This is a genomic window from Microbispora sp. H10830, assembly GCF_014161375.1.
Taxonomy (GTDB): domain Bacteria; phylum Actinomycetota; class Actinomycetes; order Streptosporangiales; family Streptosporangiaceae; genus Microbispora; species Microbispora catharanthi.
Map to the genome: position 1 here is coordinate 1 of NZ_JABBWX010000016.1, position 17570 is coordinate 17570.

Genomic DNA, 17570 nt, shown 5'->3' on the forward strand with positions numbered 1-17570 from the left:
TACGGCCGACGTCGATGATGACCTGCACCACCTGCTCGACGGTGAGCGCCTCGGCGAGCTGGGCGGTCGCGCCCTGGAGGCGGGCGGTGCGCAGCGCGGCGGCACCGAGCTGGTCGGTGAGGCGGCCGCGCATCTCCTCGGCCTCGCGCTGCGGCGTGACGTCGGTGTTAGCCCCGACCCACTCCACCACGCGGCCGTGCCTGATGATCGGCACGGCCCGGACCTCGAAGTGCCGGTAGCCGCTGGCCCGGGTGCGCACCCGGTAGCTCCACTCGAACATCGTCCGGCCGCGCAGCGCCTCGCGCCACGCCTCCTCGGTGCCGGGACGGTCGTCGGGGTGCACCGCGTCCAGCCAGCCGTGCGCGAGATACTCCTCCAGGCCCTGGCCGGTGATGGCCCGCCACTGCGGTGCGTCCTCGGCCACCGAGCCGCTGGGCGAGCTGATCCACACGAGCTGCTGCTGCGACTCCACCAGCGAGCGGTAGCGTTCCTCGCTGCGCTCCAGCATCTCCTCGTTCAGCTGCCGCTCGGTCACGTCCACCCCGAACAGCGCGGTCCCGACGACGCCGTCGTCGTCGCGCATCGGGAAGAAGGACACCGTCCAGTGGCGGCTGTCGCCGTTCTCGGCGCGGGTCCTGATCCGCTGGTCGGTGACCGGCAGCGCCTCGTCGGCGATCCGGCGCAGCGCCGCCTCGATCAGGGTGGTCAGGTCGGCCGGCAGCAGCTCGGCCGGTTGGCGGTCAAGATGCAGCTCGACAGGATGGCCGGTCAGCTCGGTAAAGGTGGAGTTGACCCGGACGAAACGCCCATCCGGGTTGAAAAACGCGAAGGCAAACGGCGCCTCCGACATCAGGCCTCTGAAGAGGTCGGAGTCTGATATGTCCAAACCGGGCTCCCGGGGCCGGGGCACGGAGGTTTCGGCGCTCATGGTCGGCACCTCCGTCGCGTGCCAGCGTCTCCCACGAGGCACATCTCCATAACTGTGATTGGTAGCGCAGATCTGCCCTACATCATGGGCGATCGGCATGCGCGGACGGAAGCCCCGCCCGCCATGCGGTCAACGCATCCTGTCAAAAGACCGGCGTCTCGCGCAGGAGGATCCGGCCTACTTCTTGGCCGCCCGCTTCGCTTCCTGCTTGGTCGCGCGAACCAGTTGCAGGCTCTCGGCGTCCACGACGTCGGCCACCGACCGGTGCACCCCCTCCTCGCCGTACGGCCCGGCCGCCTCACGCCAGCCGTCCGGGCGCACACCGCACTGCTTGCCCAGCAGGGCCAGGAAGATCTGGGCCTTCTGCCGGCCGAATCCGGGGAGGGCCAGCAGCCGGCGCAGCAGCTCGGCGCCGTCGCGGACATCCTTCCACACCTTCTCGGCCGAGCCATCGTAATGCTCGACGAGATAGGTCGCGAGCGCCTGGACGCGGGCCGCCATCGCCTTGGGATAGCGGTGGACGGCGGGCGCCGCCGCGAGCAGGGCCGCGAACTGGTCAGGATCATAGGAGGCGATCTCACGCGCGTCCAGGTCGCGGCCGAGCCGGTCGGCGATCGTACGGGGCCCCGCGAAGGCCCGCTCGAGCGGCACCTGCTGGTCGAGCAGCATGCCGATGAGCAGTGCGAGGGGGCTGCGGCCGAGCAGCTCGTCGGCCTCGGAATCCTGGGCGAGCCGGATGCGCATGGGGTCAGCTTCCCACGCGGCGGCCCGCGAAGGGTTGACACCGCCGGGGAAAGAGGTGAAATAAGGGGCGGCAGGTCCCCATTCAGCGAGGAATGCAGTCCATGCCCATACTCGCAACACGAATCAGTGGCGGCCCATCACCGGAGCCGGGTCTTCGTGAACCGGTGGAAATCGTGACCCGCCGGCTGGCCGCGGAATTCCTGACCGTCCCCTTGTCCGCAGTCGCCCGCTGCGTCGCCGACGCTTGGGCCTGCGGCGAGCACCTGGGGCTCGACGTCACTCCGGAGATCGTCGAGCGGGTCGCCCGGGAGCGCCTCCTGGGTATGGTGAACTCGGCGCCGCCTTCCCGGAGGTGAGGCGCCGTACGGCGGTCGCGCGACGGTCGCCCCGGCCCGTACCCGTACGGCGGGGAAGGCTGGAGCGGCAGATAACGGGGAAGTCACCGGGCCGTGTTCCTGATGCCCTTCGCGGCGGGAATGCGAGAAGGTGTTCACCGTGAGCGAGCGGAGCGAGATCTCGTGAGTCGCCGGCGCCGACGTGACCCCCGGGAGACCCGGCCGCCGGACGACGTGTTCGCGGAGATGCTGCTGGCGGCCAGGGAGCTGCTCGCCGTGCGCAGCCCGCTCGACGCCGAGCTCATGGTCTCCGACATGCTCGGCGCGTGGTGGGGCAGGCGGCTGCGCGGCGGCGACGTCGAGCAGATCCTCGGCGAGGGCCTGGTGGACTACGCGGCCAAGGCCGGCACGCCGGCCGCGCTCACCCTGCTCATCTCCGTCGCCTACCTCGGCACCGCCCGCCAGGCGGCCAAGGCGGAGGGCGCGGCGCTCGCGCTGATGGAGTCGGACGTCGCCCGGCCCCGCTGGGCCGACCGCGTCGGCGCCGTCAAGCCGACCGGCTGCTACGTCTCGAGGGACGTGTACGGCGACCAGGACACCGTGGTGTGCACGTTCGCCTACAACGGCGAGGACAGGCACGCGCTGGTCGTGGTCGTCGACTACAACATGGGCGGCATGGCCCGCGACGCCTGGGTGTCGTCGCAGGTCGACAAGCTGCTGGAGCAGGCCAGGCTGGAGGCCGCGGGCAACGCGCTGCTGCGGTTCGAGGAGCTGGAGCCGCAGCAGGCTCGGGCGCTGCTCGAATTCGCGATGAAGGCGGCCCGGGCCGCCGCGCACGGCCGTACGGGCCCGAAGCTGGTGAGCGACAGCTACAGCGCCTACCACGCGTTCGCGCGGGCGCGCGTCAAGGCGCTGCCGCCCGGGCGGATGCGGCCCGCTCCCGCGCACACCGAGGCCCCCTACAGCCGCGACCGCCGCGCGATGCTGGCGGCCGAGTTCCTCGCCTCGGACGCGGCGGAGAACCTGTCGGACCCCTCGGCCGCGTCCCGATGCGCCGACCACATCATCGACTACGGCTGCGACCAGGACTTCGGCCGGCCGATGCGGGTGAGCCCGACCAAGTGCGAGACGTTCCTGCTCGACTGGCTGCCGCGCAAGGTCCTGCTCACCCCGGCGGAGCAGGACGCGATGCCGCACGTGCTGTCGGCGTGGGTGCGCTTCGCCGGCCCCCGGATCGGGCTGCCCGACGAGGGCGTGCGGGCGACGCTCGACGCGGTCTGGGAGGCGACGGCCCGCTTCACCGAGGCGTACCGGGACCCGACCACCTTCGGGCTGGACCGATCTCTCGTGGAACGGCTGCTGCCCGACGGCGACCTGTCCGCGCTGGCCCGGCGCGCGTTCGCGTTCCCCCTGCTGCAGGGCATGCGCGGCTCGACCAACCTCGACCTGCTGAACCCGGCGGACGAGGCCGACCGGCGCATCCTGCTGGAGATCGACCACGCCGACGAGCTCGGCCGTACGGACCTGGAGGAGCACCTCGCCTGGCACGAGGAGATCGCGAGCCGGTTGTGGGTCGGCGACCCGCCGCAGCTGTGGGAGGCCGCCCAGCGCCTGATCGACCTGGGGCACGACCGGCACGACGTGCTGCACGTCCTCATCGAGATCGCCGAGCGGATCGGCGACCATCCGGACGAGCTGGCCGCCGCCCTGGACGACATCGCCGACATCCCGGACGAACCTCCCACCTGACGCCGGGAACTCCTCCCCTACGGCAATACGGCGGCGCGGCTGATCATTCGCCGCACCTGCGCGGCGCCGGTCCGACCGGCTCGCCGGCGGCGGCCCGGCGGCGGCGGCCGTTCAGGAGGCGTAGCCGATGTCCTCATACCTGAGGTCGAAGAACCCGTTGGCCCCGATGTTGGTCAGCGCGGACCGCACGGCCACGCCCTGCGGGCACTGGTAGAGCGGCAGCACGTTGACCTTCTTCCACACCAGCCGGTCGGCCTCGTTCAGCAGTCCGGGCACCTTGTCGGGGTCGAGCGTGCTGCCGGCGCGGTACATGGCCTCGTCGATCTGCTTGCTCCCGCTGCGCCCGAGGTTGGAGTACCACTCGATGTCGTCGCCCCGGCCGCCGCTCTCGCCGTCCGCGTAGATGTCGAAGGCACTCGACACCGGGAATGGCGTGCTCGGATAGGCGAAGGCGGTGATGTCGAAGTCGCCGGGAATGAGGTGCTTGCCGAAGAAGTCGTCGAAGGACACCTTGCGCACGTCGACCCGGATGCCCACGCGCTCGAGCATCTGCCGGGCGACGTCGGCCTCGACGCCGCTCATGACGATGCCGTCGGGGACGACGAAGCGCAGCGTGAGCGGTTTGCCGTTCTTCACGCGGGTCTTGCCCGACAGCTTCCAGCCCGCCTGGTCGAGCAGCCGCCCGGCGCGCTTCGGGTCGTACCCGCCGAGCTCCCCGGCGTTGGCGTGGTAGCCGTACTGGCTGTTCATGAGGAAGTGGTTGTCCAGCGTCACGGTCGGCCAGCCGAGGCCCTTGAGGTCCACCTGCATGAGACCGCGGCGGTCGAGCGCCGCCGCGACGGCCTCGCGCACCCGCGCGTCGGCCAGGACCGGGCTCTCCCCGTTGAGAGTGAGCTGCCGATACTGGGTGCCCGCGGCCTGCCGGACCACGGCGTCCCAGGCCTCTCTGACCCTCGCGTAGTCGTCGGGGGACGGGCCCACCTCGAAGACGTCCACATCTCCCTTGGTGAACGCGTGGACCATCTGGTCGGGACGCACGGTCCGGAACACGATGGTGTCCAGCTTGGCCCGGTTGCCCCACCAGGCGGGGTTGCGGGTGAGCGTGACCGTCCTGCCCTTGACGTCGAGGCGCTCCACGCGGAACGGCCCAGCGGTCACCGGGATGCGGTTGATCCAGTCGGCGTTGAACGCGGCCGCGGTCGCGTCGGTGGTGCTGGGATACAGCGGCGTGAACAGGGACTGCCACTCGTTGAACGGCTGGGCGAGGGTGACCACCACCTCGCGGTCGCTCGCCCCCCTGGCCACGCTCTGGATGTTCTCGTACGCGATGGTCGAGTCGACCCGGTAGTCCCGGTCGCGGCCGCTCATGGCCTTCCACTGCGCGGCGAAGTCCGTCCAGGTGATCGGCCTGCCGTCCGACCACTTCGCCTTGGGGTTGATGGAGTAGGTGATGACCTGCCGGGGGGAGGTCGCGGTGATCCTCGCGTTGGTCACGTAGTCGGTGTCGAGGGTCAGCCGCCCCCGCTCGTCGGACCGGAACGTGCGGGGCATCAGCGCGTCCGTCACCGCCTTGACGGCGGTGCTGTCGCCGTCGACGTGGTTGCGGTTCCACTGTGTCGGGAAGTCGGTGAGCCCCCACCGGAGCGTGCCGCCGTCCTTGACCTTGTCGCGGGCCAGCGGGTTGATGTCGTACGCCTTGACCGGGGAGGGGGCGAGCCCGCTGTCCGGTTCACCCGGCCCCCGCTGCACGCCGCAGGCACCGGCGGCCCACAGAGCGGCCAGTGTGGCCAGGGCAACCGGCCATCGTGCTCTCACGTGCTTCTCCGATCCTCCAGCTACCATCCGCAGTCGATTAGTAGCAGGAAGTGACGGCCTGCGGCCATCGGGACACGCGTCCGGGGGGTTTCCTACGACATCAGGACAACTCGTCTACCGCGCTGCGGACGTCATCACTGGTGATCGTCGTCAGCTCGGCGGCGTTCGCCGACCCCTGCTCGGCGAGCCGGACGTCGCGCCGCAGCGCGGCCCGCTCGTACAGCGACCGCGCGAAGCGGCCGTTGCCCAGCCCGTCGATGAGCCTCTCGCGGCAGACCCAGTCGAAGACGTCGGCGAGATCGCGGGCGGCGGAGGCGTCGAACCTGTCGCCGCTCCCGGCGGCCAGCAGTTGCGCGATCTCGGTCAGCTCCGACGGCCTGTAGGAGGGGAACGACACGCGCTGGTTGAACCGGGAGGCCAGGCCGGGGTTGGTCGCCAGGAACGCGTCCATCTCGCGCTCGTAGCCGGCCAGGATGATGACCACGCGGTCGCGGTCGTCCTCGGCGCGCTTCAGCAGGGTCTGCACCGCCTCGGCCCCGAAGGCGTCGCCCCCCGAGTAGCCGGTGTTGACCAGGCCGTAGGCCTCGTCGATGAACAGCACCCCGCCGAGCGCCCGGTCGACCAGCTCGTTCGTCTTGATCGCGGTGGCGCCGAGGTGCTGGCCGACCAGGTCGGCCCGCGACGCCTCGACCACGTCGGGCCGGGCCAGCAGGCCCAGCGCGGAGAAGATCCGGCCGAGGATGCGCGCGACGGTCGTCTTGCCGGTGCCGGGAGGGCCGACGAACACGAAGTGCCGCATCTGCGACTGGACCGGCAGGCCCTGCTCCTGGCGCATCCTGGCCACCTTGAGCTGAGCGGTGATCGCGTGGACCTGCCGCTTGACCGGTTCGAGGCCGGCCATCCTGTCGAGGTCCGCGAGCGCCTCGTCCAGGGTCGGGGTGACCTGGTAGCCGCGGTATCGCGCGGTGATCTCGTTGAACGCCTTGGTCACGTCGTCGGCGGTGACGGTGACCAGGTCCTCGCCGCGCGGCGCCCCGCCCGCGCTTACCACGCGGACGTCGCGGGCCTGCGCCGCGGCCTCGGCGAGGCTGCGGGCGAAGCGGGCGTTGCCGAGGTCGTCGACGAGCCCGCGGCGCTCCACGTCCTCGAACAGCCGGCGCAGCACGGGACGGGCCTCGGGGGCGAGCAGGTCTCCCCGGCGCTGCTGCAGCGCCTCGGTGATCTCCAGCAGTTCCGCGGGGCTGTAGCTGGGGAAGCGCACCCGGGTGGCGAAACGGCTCGACAGCCCCGGATTGGACGCCAGGAAGTCGTTCGTCTCCCGCTCGTAGCCGGCCAGGATGACGATGAGCCGGTCACGGTCGTCCTCGGCGCGCTTGAGCAGCGTCTGCACGGCCTCCGCGCCGAACCGGTCGGGCTGGCCTTCGCCCGAGTTGATGAGGCTGTACGCCTCGTCCACGAACAGGACGCCGCCGAGCGCGCGGTCGATCAGCTCGTTGGTCTTGATCGCCGTGGCCCCCAGGTACTCCCCCACGAGGTCGGCCCGTTGCGCCTCGACCACGAACGGCGTCTCCAGCAGCCCGAACGCGTAGAAGATCTTGGCGAGCGACCTGGCGACGCTGGTCTTGCCGGTTCCGGGAGGGCCGACGAACACGAAGTGGCGCATCGGCCGCTCGTTGGCGTATCCCGCCTCCCTGCGCAGCCGGGCCGCCTCGATCGACGCGGCGATGGCGCGCACCTGTTCCTTGACCGGTTCGAGGCCGATCATGGACTCCAGCTCCGCGAGCGCCTGCTCGACCGTGATGGGCGGCGGAGCGCCGGTCTCGGCCGCGGCGGGCTGGTGCCCGCCCGCCCTGGCGCGCACCTGCACCTGGGGCTCCGCGCCTGCCGCCTCCCGCTCCGCCTCCGCGCGCACCTTCCGGGCCAGCACCAGGCGGAAGAGGAGCAGCGCGGCGGCGACGCCGTACGCGCCCCACAGGGCGGCGGACGGCGACAGCGGCGACAGCGACAGCGCGACGACCCCGGCGGGCGCGAGGGACATCAGCGTCGTCAGCCACGGAGGGACCCACCGGATCAGGTGGGCCGCGCCGCCGGTCAGCGCGCCCAGCAGCATCAGCAGGCCGGGCACGATCGACTGCCCGCCGAACACGCCCATGAACAGCGGCAGCAGCAGACCCCACCCGGCGAGCACGAGCACGGTCGCGGCGGCGCGCGGATAGCTGAGCGCCAGCGCGAGGAAGCACAGCGCCAGGAACGTGTAGATGAACGTGGGCGCCAGCGACCAGTTGAGCGCCGCGGCCACTCCCATGGTGGCGACGAGCAGCACCACGAACAGCGCGCGTCGCGCGAATGGCGGAAGTTGGAAATAGCGGAAACGCACCTGTTCGAACAGATCACGTGCCGCAGTCCGGCTTAAGAGGCTCGCCGCCCGTGCCCTGTCGGAGTCCCGCATCGACGCCTCCCCGCTTCGACCCCGGTTATACCGCACGTGCGAACGGAATGGGTGGACCCGTGCGGCGCGGTGGACGACGCACGTCTCCGGAACGGGTCGCCCGCCCGAGTTGCGCGATTCGCGGCTACCGGGTGCGGGCCTGGTGGCGTCCGGGGTACTCGCGCATCAGAACCTGCCGCGGCGTGACCCGCAGCACGTCGTCGTCCGGCACGGCGACGCCCCGTACCTCTGCCCAGAATCGCGGATCTCCCACGAAAAGGACCACGCGCGGGTCGCGCCGCACCGCGTCCCACGCCTCGTCGCCGGCGATGAGGCGGAACTCGCCCGCAGGGGTCACCGAGGTCACGGCGCTCACCGCGAGCGCGCGCGGGCCGTCCGCCCCAGTGCAGGCGAGGACCACGTTCCCGGAGTAGGCCGCGGCGTGCCGCACCTCCTCGCTGAGGCCGGCCGAGGGGGTCAGGTCGCCGGGGATCCACGTGCCGCGCGACTCGGACGGCACGAGTGAGTCGCGCCACGGGCCCGGCCCGCCACGCCACCAGGCCCGTGTGGCGCGCACCGCGAAGGCCGCCGCCCCGAGCGCCAGCGCGCCCCAGGCACAGCGCCACAGGGCCACGACGACGGGGTCCGGCCCCGTGAGGACCCGCGCCGCACCCGCGCCGGCGGCGCAGAGGGCCGCGACGGCCGGAGCGGCGAGCGCCGCGGCGAGCCACCGGTCGTGCGGCCGCGGCGCGCCCGTCGTCCGCACCCGCAGCAGCCCCACCGGGACCGCCAGGCACGCGACGGCGGCGAGGGGCGCGCCGGCCGCGTTGGGCACCAGCATGAGCGCCGCGGCCGCCTGCCACGCGCGGGCCGCGACGATCCAGAAGGCGACGGCGATGTCGCGCGTCGCCGCCCGGTCGGCCGCCGCGGTCCTGTCCCGATCGGCGGCGCCCGGGCCGGACGGCACGGGCCGCACGGGCGGCACGGGCAGCGCGGCGGCGAACCGCCTCAGCGCGGCGACCGGGCGTCCCCTCCACGTCTCGGCCAGGAGCCTGACGGCGAGCGCCGCGGCGGGGTTCAGGAGCACCAGCCCGGTCGCCCCCGCCCAGACCTCGCCCACCTCCTGCAGCGAACCCGGCCTCGGCTCCGGCAGCGTGGCCAGCCCCGCCACGTACGCCGCCGGGGTGAGCAGCCCGAGCGCGACCGACATGCCGAGCCTCAGGTCGCGCCGGAGCATGCCGGGAACGTAGGCCCAGGCGCTCACGCGCGCGGCCTGCCGGACGCAGACCACGAGGACGGCCGCGAGCGCCAGCGCGCCGCCGATCCGCGCCTCCCCGTGCATGGCGGGGAGCTGCCGGTGCGCGCCGGTGAGAAGGCCCAGGCCGGGCAGCACGACGGCCGCGCAGATCCCGGCCGTCGCGACCGCGAGGATCACGCGCACCTGCCGCGACCAGGTCTCCAGGGCGCGCCGCGCCCGCCCGGTGTCGCGCGGGTCGGCCTCCCACGCGGGGTCGTGGTGATCGCGCGGCCGCTGCCAGCGCAGCAGCGTGAGGCCGAGGTTCACCCACGCCGCCGGGTGGTCCCCGCGCCTGCGCAGCGCCGCGCCGTACGCCCGGGCCGCCCCGTCGTGGTCGCCGCGCAGCAGCGCGAGGTCGCCGCACAGCACGTGCGGGTCGGGCTCGTCCGGGGCGAACCGGACGGCACGCCGGGCCTCCGCCCACGCCTCCCGCCACCGTCCGGGGATCCGCCGCAGCGCGCTCGCGAGCCGCAGCCGCGCCGCCCAGGAGCCGGGCGCCAGCCGTACGGCCTCCCGCGCCGCCGCGACCGCCTCGGTGTCGCGGCCGAGACGCTCCAGGGCCGCGCCGGCCAGGCGATGCCCCCATTCGTCCTGCGGATCGCGGCCGATCGCCTGGCGCGCCGCTTCCAGCGCCGCCTCCGGCTGGTCGTGCGACAGCCGGGCCACCGCGACGGCGCACCAGGCGCGGGGGTCGGCGCGGTCGAGCGGGGGCGGCACCGGGGACGTATCACATCCGTCGATATCGCTCCCCACGACCGCATGATCCGTTGCGTTCGGCCGCTTGCCTAGACGCGGGATATATACCTATGGCTCTCTAGAGAGGCGGATCGCTCCACTTGATCACCTGCGGTGATACGGATCCGGCGATTTGTTCCCGACATCACCGGAAGGGCTGAGAGATCCGCTTCTCATGGCCTAAGCTGCCACGCATGTTCCAGCGGGCCGGGATTTTGGGGCAGGAGCACTGAGCGGACTATGATCATGGTTTCGGTCGAGTCCGTCACCGTCCGTGCCGCAGGTGCCCTGCGGGAGCACCGCGCGAGCCGGTGGTCGGTGCTCGTGCTCCTGTGTTTCAGCCTGCTCCTCATCGCGGTCGACGCGACCGTGCTGCACATCGCCGTCCCGGCGCTCACCGCGGCCCTGGAACCGTCGTCCGTGCAGCTCCTGTGGATCATCGACAGCTACTCGCTGGTCGTCGCGCCGCTGCTGGTGACGTTCGGCACGCTGGGCGACAGGTATGGCAGGCGGCCCTTCGTGCTGGGTGGCTACGTGGTGTTCGGCCTGGCCTCGCTGTCGGCCGCGTTCGCCGCGACCCCGCTCGCGCTCATCGTCTCGCGGGCCTTCCTCGGCGTCGGCGGCGCGATGATCATGCCGGCGACGCTCTCGATCATCCGGCAGGTGTTCACCGACCGGCGCGAGCGGGCGATCGCGCTCGGCGTGTGGAGCGCCGTCGCCGCCGCGGGAGCGGCCGTCGGGCCGCTGATCGGCGGGGTTCTCGTCGAGCACCTGTGGTGGGGCGCGGTCTTCCTCATCAACGTGCCGCTGCTGCTGGTCGCGTTGCCGCTCGCCGTACGGATCCTGCCGGCGTCGCCGCGGCGGGCCGACCATCCGTGGGACGCGCTGAGCGCGGCGCTGTCCACCCTGGGCATTCTGGCCGTCGCGTTCGGGCTGAAGGAGGCGGGGTCGGGGCACACCCTGGGCCGCGGGCTCTCGCTGGCCGTGCTCCTGGCCGGCGTCGCGTTGCTCGTCTGGTTCGTGCGGCGGCAGCGGCGGCTGCCGTTCCCCCTGCTCGACATCGGGCTGTTCGCCCAGCGCGGCTTCGCGACCGGCGTCGGCTGCGTGTTGCTGGCCATCTTCGCGCTGGTCGGGCTGGAGCTCATGCTGGCGCAGTATCTCCAGCTCGTGCTGGGGCTGTCTCCCCTGGAGGCCGCCGTGCGGATGCTGCCGCTCATGGTCGCGGCCGTCGCGGGCGGCCTGGCCGCCGCGCACGTGCTGGGGCGCGTCGGGCTGCGCGCGACGGTCGGCGGCGGCCTCGCCCTGACCGCGCTGTCCCTCACCCCGGTGCTGACCTGGGGCACCGAACAGCATCCGGTGATGCTGGCGGTCTGCTTCGTGGGAATCGGCTTCGGCGTCGAGGTCGCCCTGCTGGCGGCGTCTGACACGATCATGGCCACCGTGCCGGAGTCGCGGGCCGGCGGCGCGGCCGCGATCGAGGAGACGGCCTACGAGCTGGGGGCGGGCCTCGGCATCGCCGTCCTCGGGACGATCACCACGATCGTGTACGCCCCCTCCCTCACGACCGTCCCGGGGATCCCGGCCGGGCTCATGGCGCAGGCGCGTGAGTCCCTGGCCTCGGCCGCGCACGTCGCCGACGAGACCGGCGCGACCGGAGCCGCACTGCTGGACGCCGCCCGCGCGGCCTTCGTCACCGCCCTGCACTCCACCATCGTCGTGAGCGTGGCGCTGCTCGCGCTCACCGCGCTGGCCGTGGCCCTGCTGCTCCCCCGCCACGTTCCCACCCCCGCGAGCGCCGACGCCGAGGAGTCCGGCGGCGTACGGACCTGAGCCGGCCGCGCGCATGACGGCGGCGCAGGCGGGGAAGTGTCCGGGCAAGTCACCCCCCACCCAGAGTGAGAAGCCGTGAAGAGAACCCTGCACGACTTAGCCTCGCTGGCCGCCCGCATGGGCGTCGGCGGGATCTTCTTCGCCAACGGCTGGCAGAAGCTCGAAGCCGGCCTCAACGCCACCGCCGACCAGTTCACCGCGCTCCAGGCCCCGCTGCCCCACGTGTGGGCGCCGGTGACCATGCTGACCGAGCTGGTGGGCGGCGCGCTGCTGATCGCGGGCCTCGCCGTGCCGGTCGTCGGGCTGCTGCTGTTCGCCGAGGCCCTCGCGGTGTTCGTGGTCACGGCCGGGGACAGCGGCCTGCCGCTCACCGGAGGCGACATCGAACTGATCGTGGCCCTCGGGGCCGCCTCCGTGCTGCTGGCCGTCACCGGCGCGGGCCGGATCTCGGTCGACCACATGGTGGTCATCAAACGGCGCGAGGCCGAGGCGGCCGGGGAGTTCGCGGCCGAGGCGGAGGCCGACGCGGTCATCGCGGCGCTGCGCCCGCCGCGGCCAGGCGACCCGGGCGCGGGCGAATCCCCGGCCAGGCCCGCCCCGCCCGGGCCGGCTTCCAGCGAGCGGCGGCCCACGCCCGCCCCCTCCACCGGCTCGTCCGGATCGCCGAAGCCGCCCCCGGCGGGCGGCGTGGCCGCGGAAACAACCACCACCGCCGGGACGGCCGCGGAGCGGCCCGGCGACGAGGCTCAGGCCACGACCACGGTACGCAAGGCCGCGCCCCGGCAGCGGCGTACGCGGCGGGAGGACGACACGACCACGGAGAGCCGGGCCGAGGCGCCCCCGGCCCGCTGAGCGGGAAACCACGCCGTACGGGCCAGGCGTGCGAGCCAGGCCCCGCGGGTCGGGGTCAGGCCGCGGCGTCGGTCTCGGCGGGGACGGCGGGCACCGGTGGAACGGTACGCCGCGCGCGGCGCCGAGGGACCATCCCCTGGATCACGGCGATGCCCAGCAGCACCACCAGCGCTCCGGCGGGCTGGTTCCAGGTCAGGTGCTCGCCGAGGAAGACCACGCCGGAGGCGGCGGCGAACACCGGGATCAGGTAGGTCACGGCCGATCCGGTCGTCACCCCGACCTGCCGCTGGATCCCGTACAGCAGCAGGTAGGCGATGCCGGTGCCGAACGCGCCGAGCGCGACGATGCTGCCCCAGACCGTGAGCGGGGCGTCGAACTCGACCAGGCTCACCCCGGCGAGCGGCGTGATCACCGCGAGTTCGGCCGTACCGGCGACCAGTTGCGCGGCCGCCAGCACGATGGGCTCCTCCCCGCGCGGGATGATGAACCTGCCCATGTACGCCCCGCCGACGCCGTAGCAGGCGGCCGCGCCGAAGCAGGCCAGGCTGCCGACGGCCTCGCCGCCGGAGATCGGCTGCCACACGCCCAGCACCACCATGACCCCGGCGAAGCCGAGGCCGAGCCCGGTCGCCCTGGTGGCCGTCGCCTTCTCGCTGCGCAGCAGCAGCGCGAACAGCAGCGTGCACAGCGGCGTCGTGGCGTTCCAGATCGCCGCGAGGACCGAGGAGACGTGCTGCTCGCCGTACCCGAAGAGGGTGAACGGCACCGTGGTCAGCACGATCGAGGCGACCGCGAAGTGGCCCCACAGGCGGGGGTCGCGGGGCAGCCGGCGGCCGGTCGCGAGCACGGCGACGAGCAGGGTCAGCGCGCCGACGGCCATCCGGCCGAAGGAGATCTGGAGTGGATGGAGGCTCCCCAGCGCCACCTTGATGAAGAAGAAGCTGTTTCCCCAGATGAGCGCCAACAGGATGAAAGACGGGAGCCACCGTCGCATACGCGCATTCCTTCCGATTTGTGCCGGTAAGGAGCGTAGTGCGGTGTGGCACCTTAGCGGGAGCGGTTTTCCGACCCGGAGGTCAGGACTCCCGGGAGAGCGGCAGGCGCAGGAGGAAGCGCGCGCCGCGCGGGCTGTCCATGATCGTCAGGGTGCCGCCGTGACTCTCGGCGATCTGCCGGGCGATGGGCAGGCCCAGGCCCGCGCCCCCGATGTTCCTGCTGCGGGCCGTGTCGAGCCGGGTGAACCGCTGGAAGACGAGCTCCCGCTGGTCACGCGCGATTCCCGCGCCGTCGTCGAGCACTTCGAGCACGGCCAGACCGGAACGGAACCGGGGGTCGCCGTCGGGCGGGTCCTCGCGCCGCACCTCCAGCCGTACGGTGGTGGCGGCGTGCCTCTCTGCGTTGTCGAGCAGGTTGGTGACCAGGCGGCCCAGCCGGATGCGGTCCCCCCGGACGACCACACCGGGAGTCAACTGCGAGACGACCCTCCTGACCGGGCGGCGGGTGTCCAGTTCCGCGGCCACGAGCCGGCCGAGGTCCAGCGGCTCGCGCTCGCAGGGCGCGCCCGCGTCGAGACGAGCCAGCGTCAGCAGGTCGGCGGCGATCGCCTGGAGCCGTTCGAGGCTCTTCAGCACGGCGGGCCCGATCTCCCGCAGGTCGGACTCCTGCGGGGCGAGCAGCGCGTCCTCCACCTGGGCGCGGATCGCGGTGATAGGGCTGCGCAGCTCGTGGGACGCGTCGGAGGTGAAGCGCCGTTGCTGTTCGAGCGTCTCCTCCAGCCGGTCCAGCGTGTAGTTGACACTCTGCGCGAGGTCGTGGATCTCCCCCTTGGCCTCGGGGACCGGCACCCGCCGCCCGAGGTCCGAGACGTTGATCTCGTCGAGCTCGGCCGTGATGGCCCGCACCGGCATGAGCGCCCGCTTCACGCTGCGCCGGGTGCCGTACGCGACGGCGGCCGTGACGAGCGCCGATCCTACGGCCAGACCGGCCACCAGGGCCGGCGGCGCGTCGAATGCCTGGACCGGCGCGGCGCTGTAGACGGTCCAGTCTCCGTCGTCGCGGTAGACCTGCTGCGCGACCACGATGTGACACCGGTCCGCGCCGAAGACGCCGCCGCAGACCTCCCGTGTCGCCTTGCGGAGCGGCGCCTGGGGACGGAAGGTCGCCATCGCCGGCTTTCCGGCCATGTCCGGCGTCGCCGAACGCACCCTGCCCTGCGGGTCCACCACCTGGACGGGCCGGTTCCGCCCGTAGGAGGGCAGCACGCTCCCCGTCTGTCCGTGGTCCACGAGGTAGGCGACCCGGCCGCCGTCCACCGTCACCTCCCGCAGGAGGCTTTCCCGGGCCGCCACCTGCAGGGACCACACCAGGACGACCGAGAACGCGGCGCACAGCAGGGCGACGACCGTGCCGGTGAACAGCACGATGCGACTCCTGACCGACCACCGATCCCCGAAACCCATGTGATCGCCCGCTTACGATGTGGCCCTACTGACCGTGCGTAAGAAATCTACTCTTCAGGGCGTTATCAATCGGTAACGGGACAAACTGGACGAGATGGTCCTGTCGGGCCGAAATGCCGACACGCGCAACACGATCGGCAAGCAGGTAAAGGAGCCTTCCGGACGGCCCTCCCGGGTGGTGGGATATGAGGTATGAACGCCGCCGGACCACTGCCGGTAATCGACGTGGCCGCCCTCACCGGCCCCGGGACAGGCCCCGGAGCAGGCCACGTACGCGCCGAGGTCGCGCGCCGGATCAAGGCCGCCTGCCTGGACAGCGGTTTCTTCTACATCAGCGGCCACGGGGTGCCCGAGGCTCTGATCGCGGAGCTGAGGGACGCCGCGGCGCGCTTCTTCCGGTTGCCCGAGGAGCACAAGTCGCGTATCTCCATGGACCGGAGCGGGCGGGCCTGGCGGGGATATTTCCCCGTGGGCGGCGAGCTCACCTCCGGCCGGCCCGACCTCAAGGAGGGCCTCTATTTCGGCGCCGAGCTCGGCGACGACGATCCCCGGCCGCTGCACGGGCGCAACCTCTTCCCCGAGGAGGTGCCCGAACTGCGCCGGGCCGTGCCGGCGTACATGGACGCCCTCACCCACGTGGGGCAGGCGGTCATGCGGGGCGTGGCGCTGAGCCTGGGGCTCGACGAGGACTACTTCGCCGCCGGCTACACGGCCACGCCCACGACCCTGTTCCGGATCTTCCACTATCCGCCCCCGCCGTACGCCGATCCGGACGAGTGGGGGGTCGGCGAGCACACCGACTACGGCCTGCTGACGCTGCTGCTCCAGGACGACAATCCCGGCCTCCAGGTGCACACCGCCCGCGGCTGGATCGAGGCGCCGCCCATCCCGGGCACGCTGGTCTGCAACATCGGCGACATGCTCGACAAGCTGACCGGCGGCCTGTATCGGTCGACCCCGCACCGCGTGCGCAACGCCACGGGCCGCGGCAGGCTGTCCTTCCCCTTCTTCTTCGACCCCGGCTGGGACTGCGAGGTGCCGCCGCTGCCCTCCCTGCCCGCCCGCGACGGGGGCCGCGCCCGCTGGGACGGCCTGGACCTGCGGGCCTTCACCGGCACGTACGGCGACTATCTGACCGCGAAGGTCGCCAAGGTGTTCCCGGGACTCGGCGACCGGGTGCTGCCGCCGAACTCCGGAGCACGTGAAAACGTGTAATCAAGAAAGCAGCGCAACCGGCACAATATTCGCCATGCATCTCCCCCGCTGGTTCGCCGAGCGCGTCGAACCGACCGCTCCGGACGCCGAGTTACGCGTCTCCACGATCGAGCTCTTCTTCGACCTCGTCTTCGTCTTCACGATCACGCAGCTCACGTCGCTGCTGGTGGGGGATTTCACCCGCCAGGACGGGGATGGGTTCGCCGGCCAGGGCACCGTGCAGGCGATCCTGATCTTCGGTCTGCTCTGGTGGATGTACTCCGGCTACGCCTGGCTCACCAACACCGTGCCGCCGGAGCGCGCGGCCCGGCGGGTGCTGATCCTGTGCGGCATGGCCGGATTCCTGATCATGGCCCTGGCCGTCCCGCGCACCTTCTCGGGCAGCGGCGTGGCGTTCGCCGTCGGCTACCTCGTCATCGTGCTCGTCCACAGCGGGCTCTACCTGCAGGCGACGGCCGCGATCGCGCGGGTCGTGCCGTTCAACCTGGCCGCGACCGCGCTCGTCTTCGCCGCCGCCTTCGCCGACCCGCCGTGGAACTACGCGCTGTGGACGGCGGCCCTCGTGCTGATCTGGATGAGCCCGATCTTCATCGGGCAGAAGGGCTTCCCCCTGCACCCGGCGCACATCGTCGAGCGGCACGGCCTGCTGGTGATCATCGTGCTGGGCGAGTCGATCGTGGCGATCGGCATCGGGGCGACCGACGGTCACCCCGGGGCGGCGCTGATCGTCGCGGCCCTGCTGGGCCTGGCCCTCACGGCGTCGCTGTGGTGGGTGTACTTCGGACGCGGCGAGAGCGGGCCCGAGCACGCGCTGATGCGGGCCGAGGTCGTCCAGCGGACGCGGCTCATCCTGGGCGCGTACTTCTACGCCCACATCCCGATCCTGCTCGGGGTCGTCGCAACGGCGGCCGGGATCAAGAAGGCCGTCGGCCACGACCATCTCGGCCTCGGCCCCGCCGTCGCGCTGGCCGGGGGAACCGCGCTGTTCCTGCTCGGCGACCTGTGGTTCCGCCGGGTGCTCGGGCTGGGACGGACCGCCGTGCGGGTCGCCGCGGCGCTGCTGGCCGCGGCGACCGTCCCGATCGGCCTGTGGTCGTCAGCCGCCCACCTCGGCGCGCTGGTCGTCCTGCTGGTCGTGATGATCTGCGTGGAAACCGTCCTTTAGGGGCGGGGCGGCCCCAGT

13 protein-coding genes are annotated in these 17570 nt (G+C 72.5%); 6 read left to right on the forward strand and 7 right to left on the reverse strand.

What is annotated here, in order from left to right; translation table 11 throughout:
* Positions 1-886, reverse strand: an 886-nt coding sequence (locus HHX35_RS32885; RefSeq protein WP_259405634.1) for a PAS domain-containing protein, incomplete at its 3' end; no start/stop codon positions are given.
* A 219-nt stretch (positions 887-1105) separates the two neighbouring features.
* The gene (locus HHX35_RS32890; RefSeq protein ID WP_139576371.1) at positions 1106-1672 is read right to left on the reverse strand and encodes an HhH-GPD-type base excision DNA repair protein; all 567 of its coding nucleotides are present in this window, start codon (positions 1670-1672) and stop codon (positions 1106-1108) included.
* Positions 1673-1836: 164 nt separating this feature from the next.
* Between HHX35_RS32890 and HHX35_RS32895 the strand changes: the two genes are divergently transcribed.
* Together HHX35_RS32895 and HHX35_RS32900 are read left to right on the forward strand one after the other, a co-directional pair.
* Entirely contained in the window at positions 1837-2028 is a 192-nt protein-coding gene (locus HHX35_RS32895) for a hypothetical protein (RefSeq protein WP_182902567.1), read from the forward strand.
* Between the two features lie 225 nt (positions 2029-2253).
* Positions 2254-3756: a hypothetical protein gene (locus HHX35_RS32900; protein WP_182902691.1), complete on the forward strand. Its 1503-nt coding sequence runs from the start codon at positions 2254-2256 to the stop codon at positions 3754-3756.
* Positions 3757-3867: 111 nt separating this feature from the next.
* Here the strand turns inward: HHX35_RS32900 and HHX35_RS32905 are convergent, their stop codons facing one another.
* The 3 genes from HHX35_RS32905 to HHX35_RS32915 form a co-directional block, all read right to left on the reverse strand.
* The gene (locus HHX35_RS32905) at positions 3868-5571 is read right to left on the reverse strand and encodes an ABC transporter family substrate-binding protein (protein WP_182902568.1); all 1704 of its coding nucleotides are present in this window, start codon (positions 5569-5571) and stop codon (positions 3868-3870) included.
* 100 nt (positions 5572-5671) lie between these two features.
* Positions 5672-8020, reverse strand: a complete 2349-nt coding sequence (locus HHX35_RS32910) for an AAA family ATPase (RefSeq protein ID WP_182902569.1) — start codon at positions 8018-8020, stop codon at positions 5672-5674.
* Positions 8021-8144: 124 nt separating this feature from the next.
* Positions 8145-10049: a hypothetical protein gene (locus HHX35_RS32915; protein WP_220506185.1), complete on the reverse strand. Its 1905-nt coding sequence runs from the start codon at positions 10047-10049 to the stop codon at positions 8145-8147.
* A 222-nt stretch (positions 10050-10271) separates the two neighbouring features.
* Here HHX35_RS32915 and HHX35_RS32920 point away from each other — a divergent pair, with 222 nt between their 5' ends.
* Both HHX35_RS32920 and HHX35_RS32925 read left to right on the forward strand, forming a co-directional pair.
* Positions 10272-11861, forward strand: a complete 1590-nt coding sequence (locus HHX35_RS32920; protein WP_182902570.1) for an MFS transporter — start codon at positions 10272-10274, stop codon at positions 11859-11861.
* Between the two features lie 75 nt (positions 11862-11936).
* Positions 11937-12713 carry a DoxX family protein gene (locus tag HHX35_RS32925; RefSeq protein ID WP_182902571.1) on the forward strand — a complete coding sequence of 259 codons (777 nt, stop codon included), beginning with the start codon at positions 11937-11939 and terminating at the stop codon, positions 12711-12713.
* Positions 12714-12768: 55 nt separating this feature from the next.
* Here HHX35_RS32925 and HHX35_RS32930 read toward each other — a convergent pair whose 3' ends face one another.
* Positions 12769-13707, reverse strand: a complete 939-nt coding sequence (locus tag HHX35_RS32930; protein ID WP_182902572.1) for a DMT family transporter — start codon at positions 13705-13707, stop codon at positions 12769-12771.
* A gap of 82 nt (positions 13708-13789) precedes the next feature.
* A complete protein-coding gene (locus tag HHX35_RS32935) occupies positions 13790-15136 on the reverse strand; it encodes a HAMP domain-containing sensor histidine kinase (RefSeq protein WP_182902693.1) in 1347 nt (448 codons plus the stop codon).
* Positions 15137-15364: 228 nt separating this feature from the next.
* Here HHX35_RS32935 and HHX35_RS32940 point away from each other — a divergent pair, with 228 nt between their 5' ends.
* Complete coding sequence (locus HHX35_RS32940) at positions 15365-16387, forward strand: isopenicillin N synthase family oxygenase (RefSeq protein ID WP_182902573.1); 1023 nt, start codon at positions 15365-15367, stop codon at positions 16385-16387.
* Between the two features lie 34 nt (positions 16388-16421).
* Positions 16422-17552, forward strand: coding sequence for a low temperature requirement protein A (locus HHX35_RS32945; RefSeq protein WP_182902574.1), 1131 nt, complete (start codon positions 16422-16424; stop codon positions 17550-17552).
* Positions 17553-17570 lie beyond the last annotated feature (18 nt).

Excerpts from the sequence above, each read along its gene's own strand:
- HHX35_RS32890 (WP_139576371.1), bottom strand. The coding sequence starts at position 1,672 with ATGCGCATCCGGCTCGCCCAGGATTCCGAGGCCGACGAGCTGCTCGGC.
- HHX35_RS32900 (WP_182902691.1), top strand. The coding sequence starts at position 2,254 with ATGCTGCTGGCGGCCAGGGAGCTGCTCGCCGTGCGCAGCCCGCTCGAC.
- HHX35_RS32910 (WP_182902569.1), bottom strand. The coding sequence starts at position 8,020 with ATGCGGGACTCCGACAGGGCACGGGCGGCGAGCCTCTTAAGCCGGACT.
- HHX35_RS32920 (WP_182902570.1), top strand. The coding sequence starts at position 10,272 with ATGATCATGGTTTCGGTCGAGTCCGTCACCGTCCGTGCCGCAGGTGCC.
- HHX35_RS32930 (WP_182902572.1), bottom strand. The coding sequence starts at position 13,707 with ATGCGACGGTGGCTCCCGTCTTTCATCCTGTTGGCGCTCATCTGGGGA.
- HHX35_RS32940 (WP_182902573.1), top strand. The coding sequence starts at position 15,365 with ATGAACGCCGCCGGACCACTGCCGGTAATCGACGTGGCCGCCCTCACC.
- HHX35_RS32945 (WP_182902574.1), top strand. The coding sequence starts at position 16,422 with ATGCATCTCCCCCGCTGGTTCGCCGAGCGCGTCGAACCGACCGCTCCG.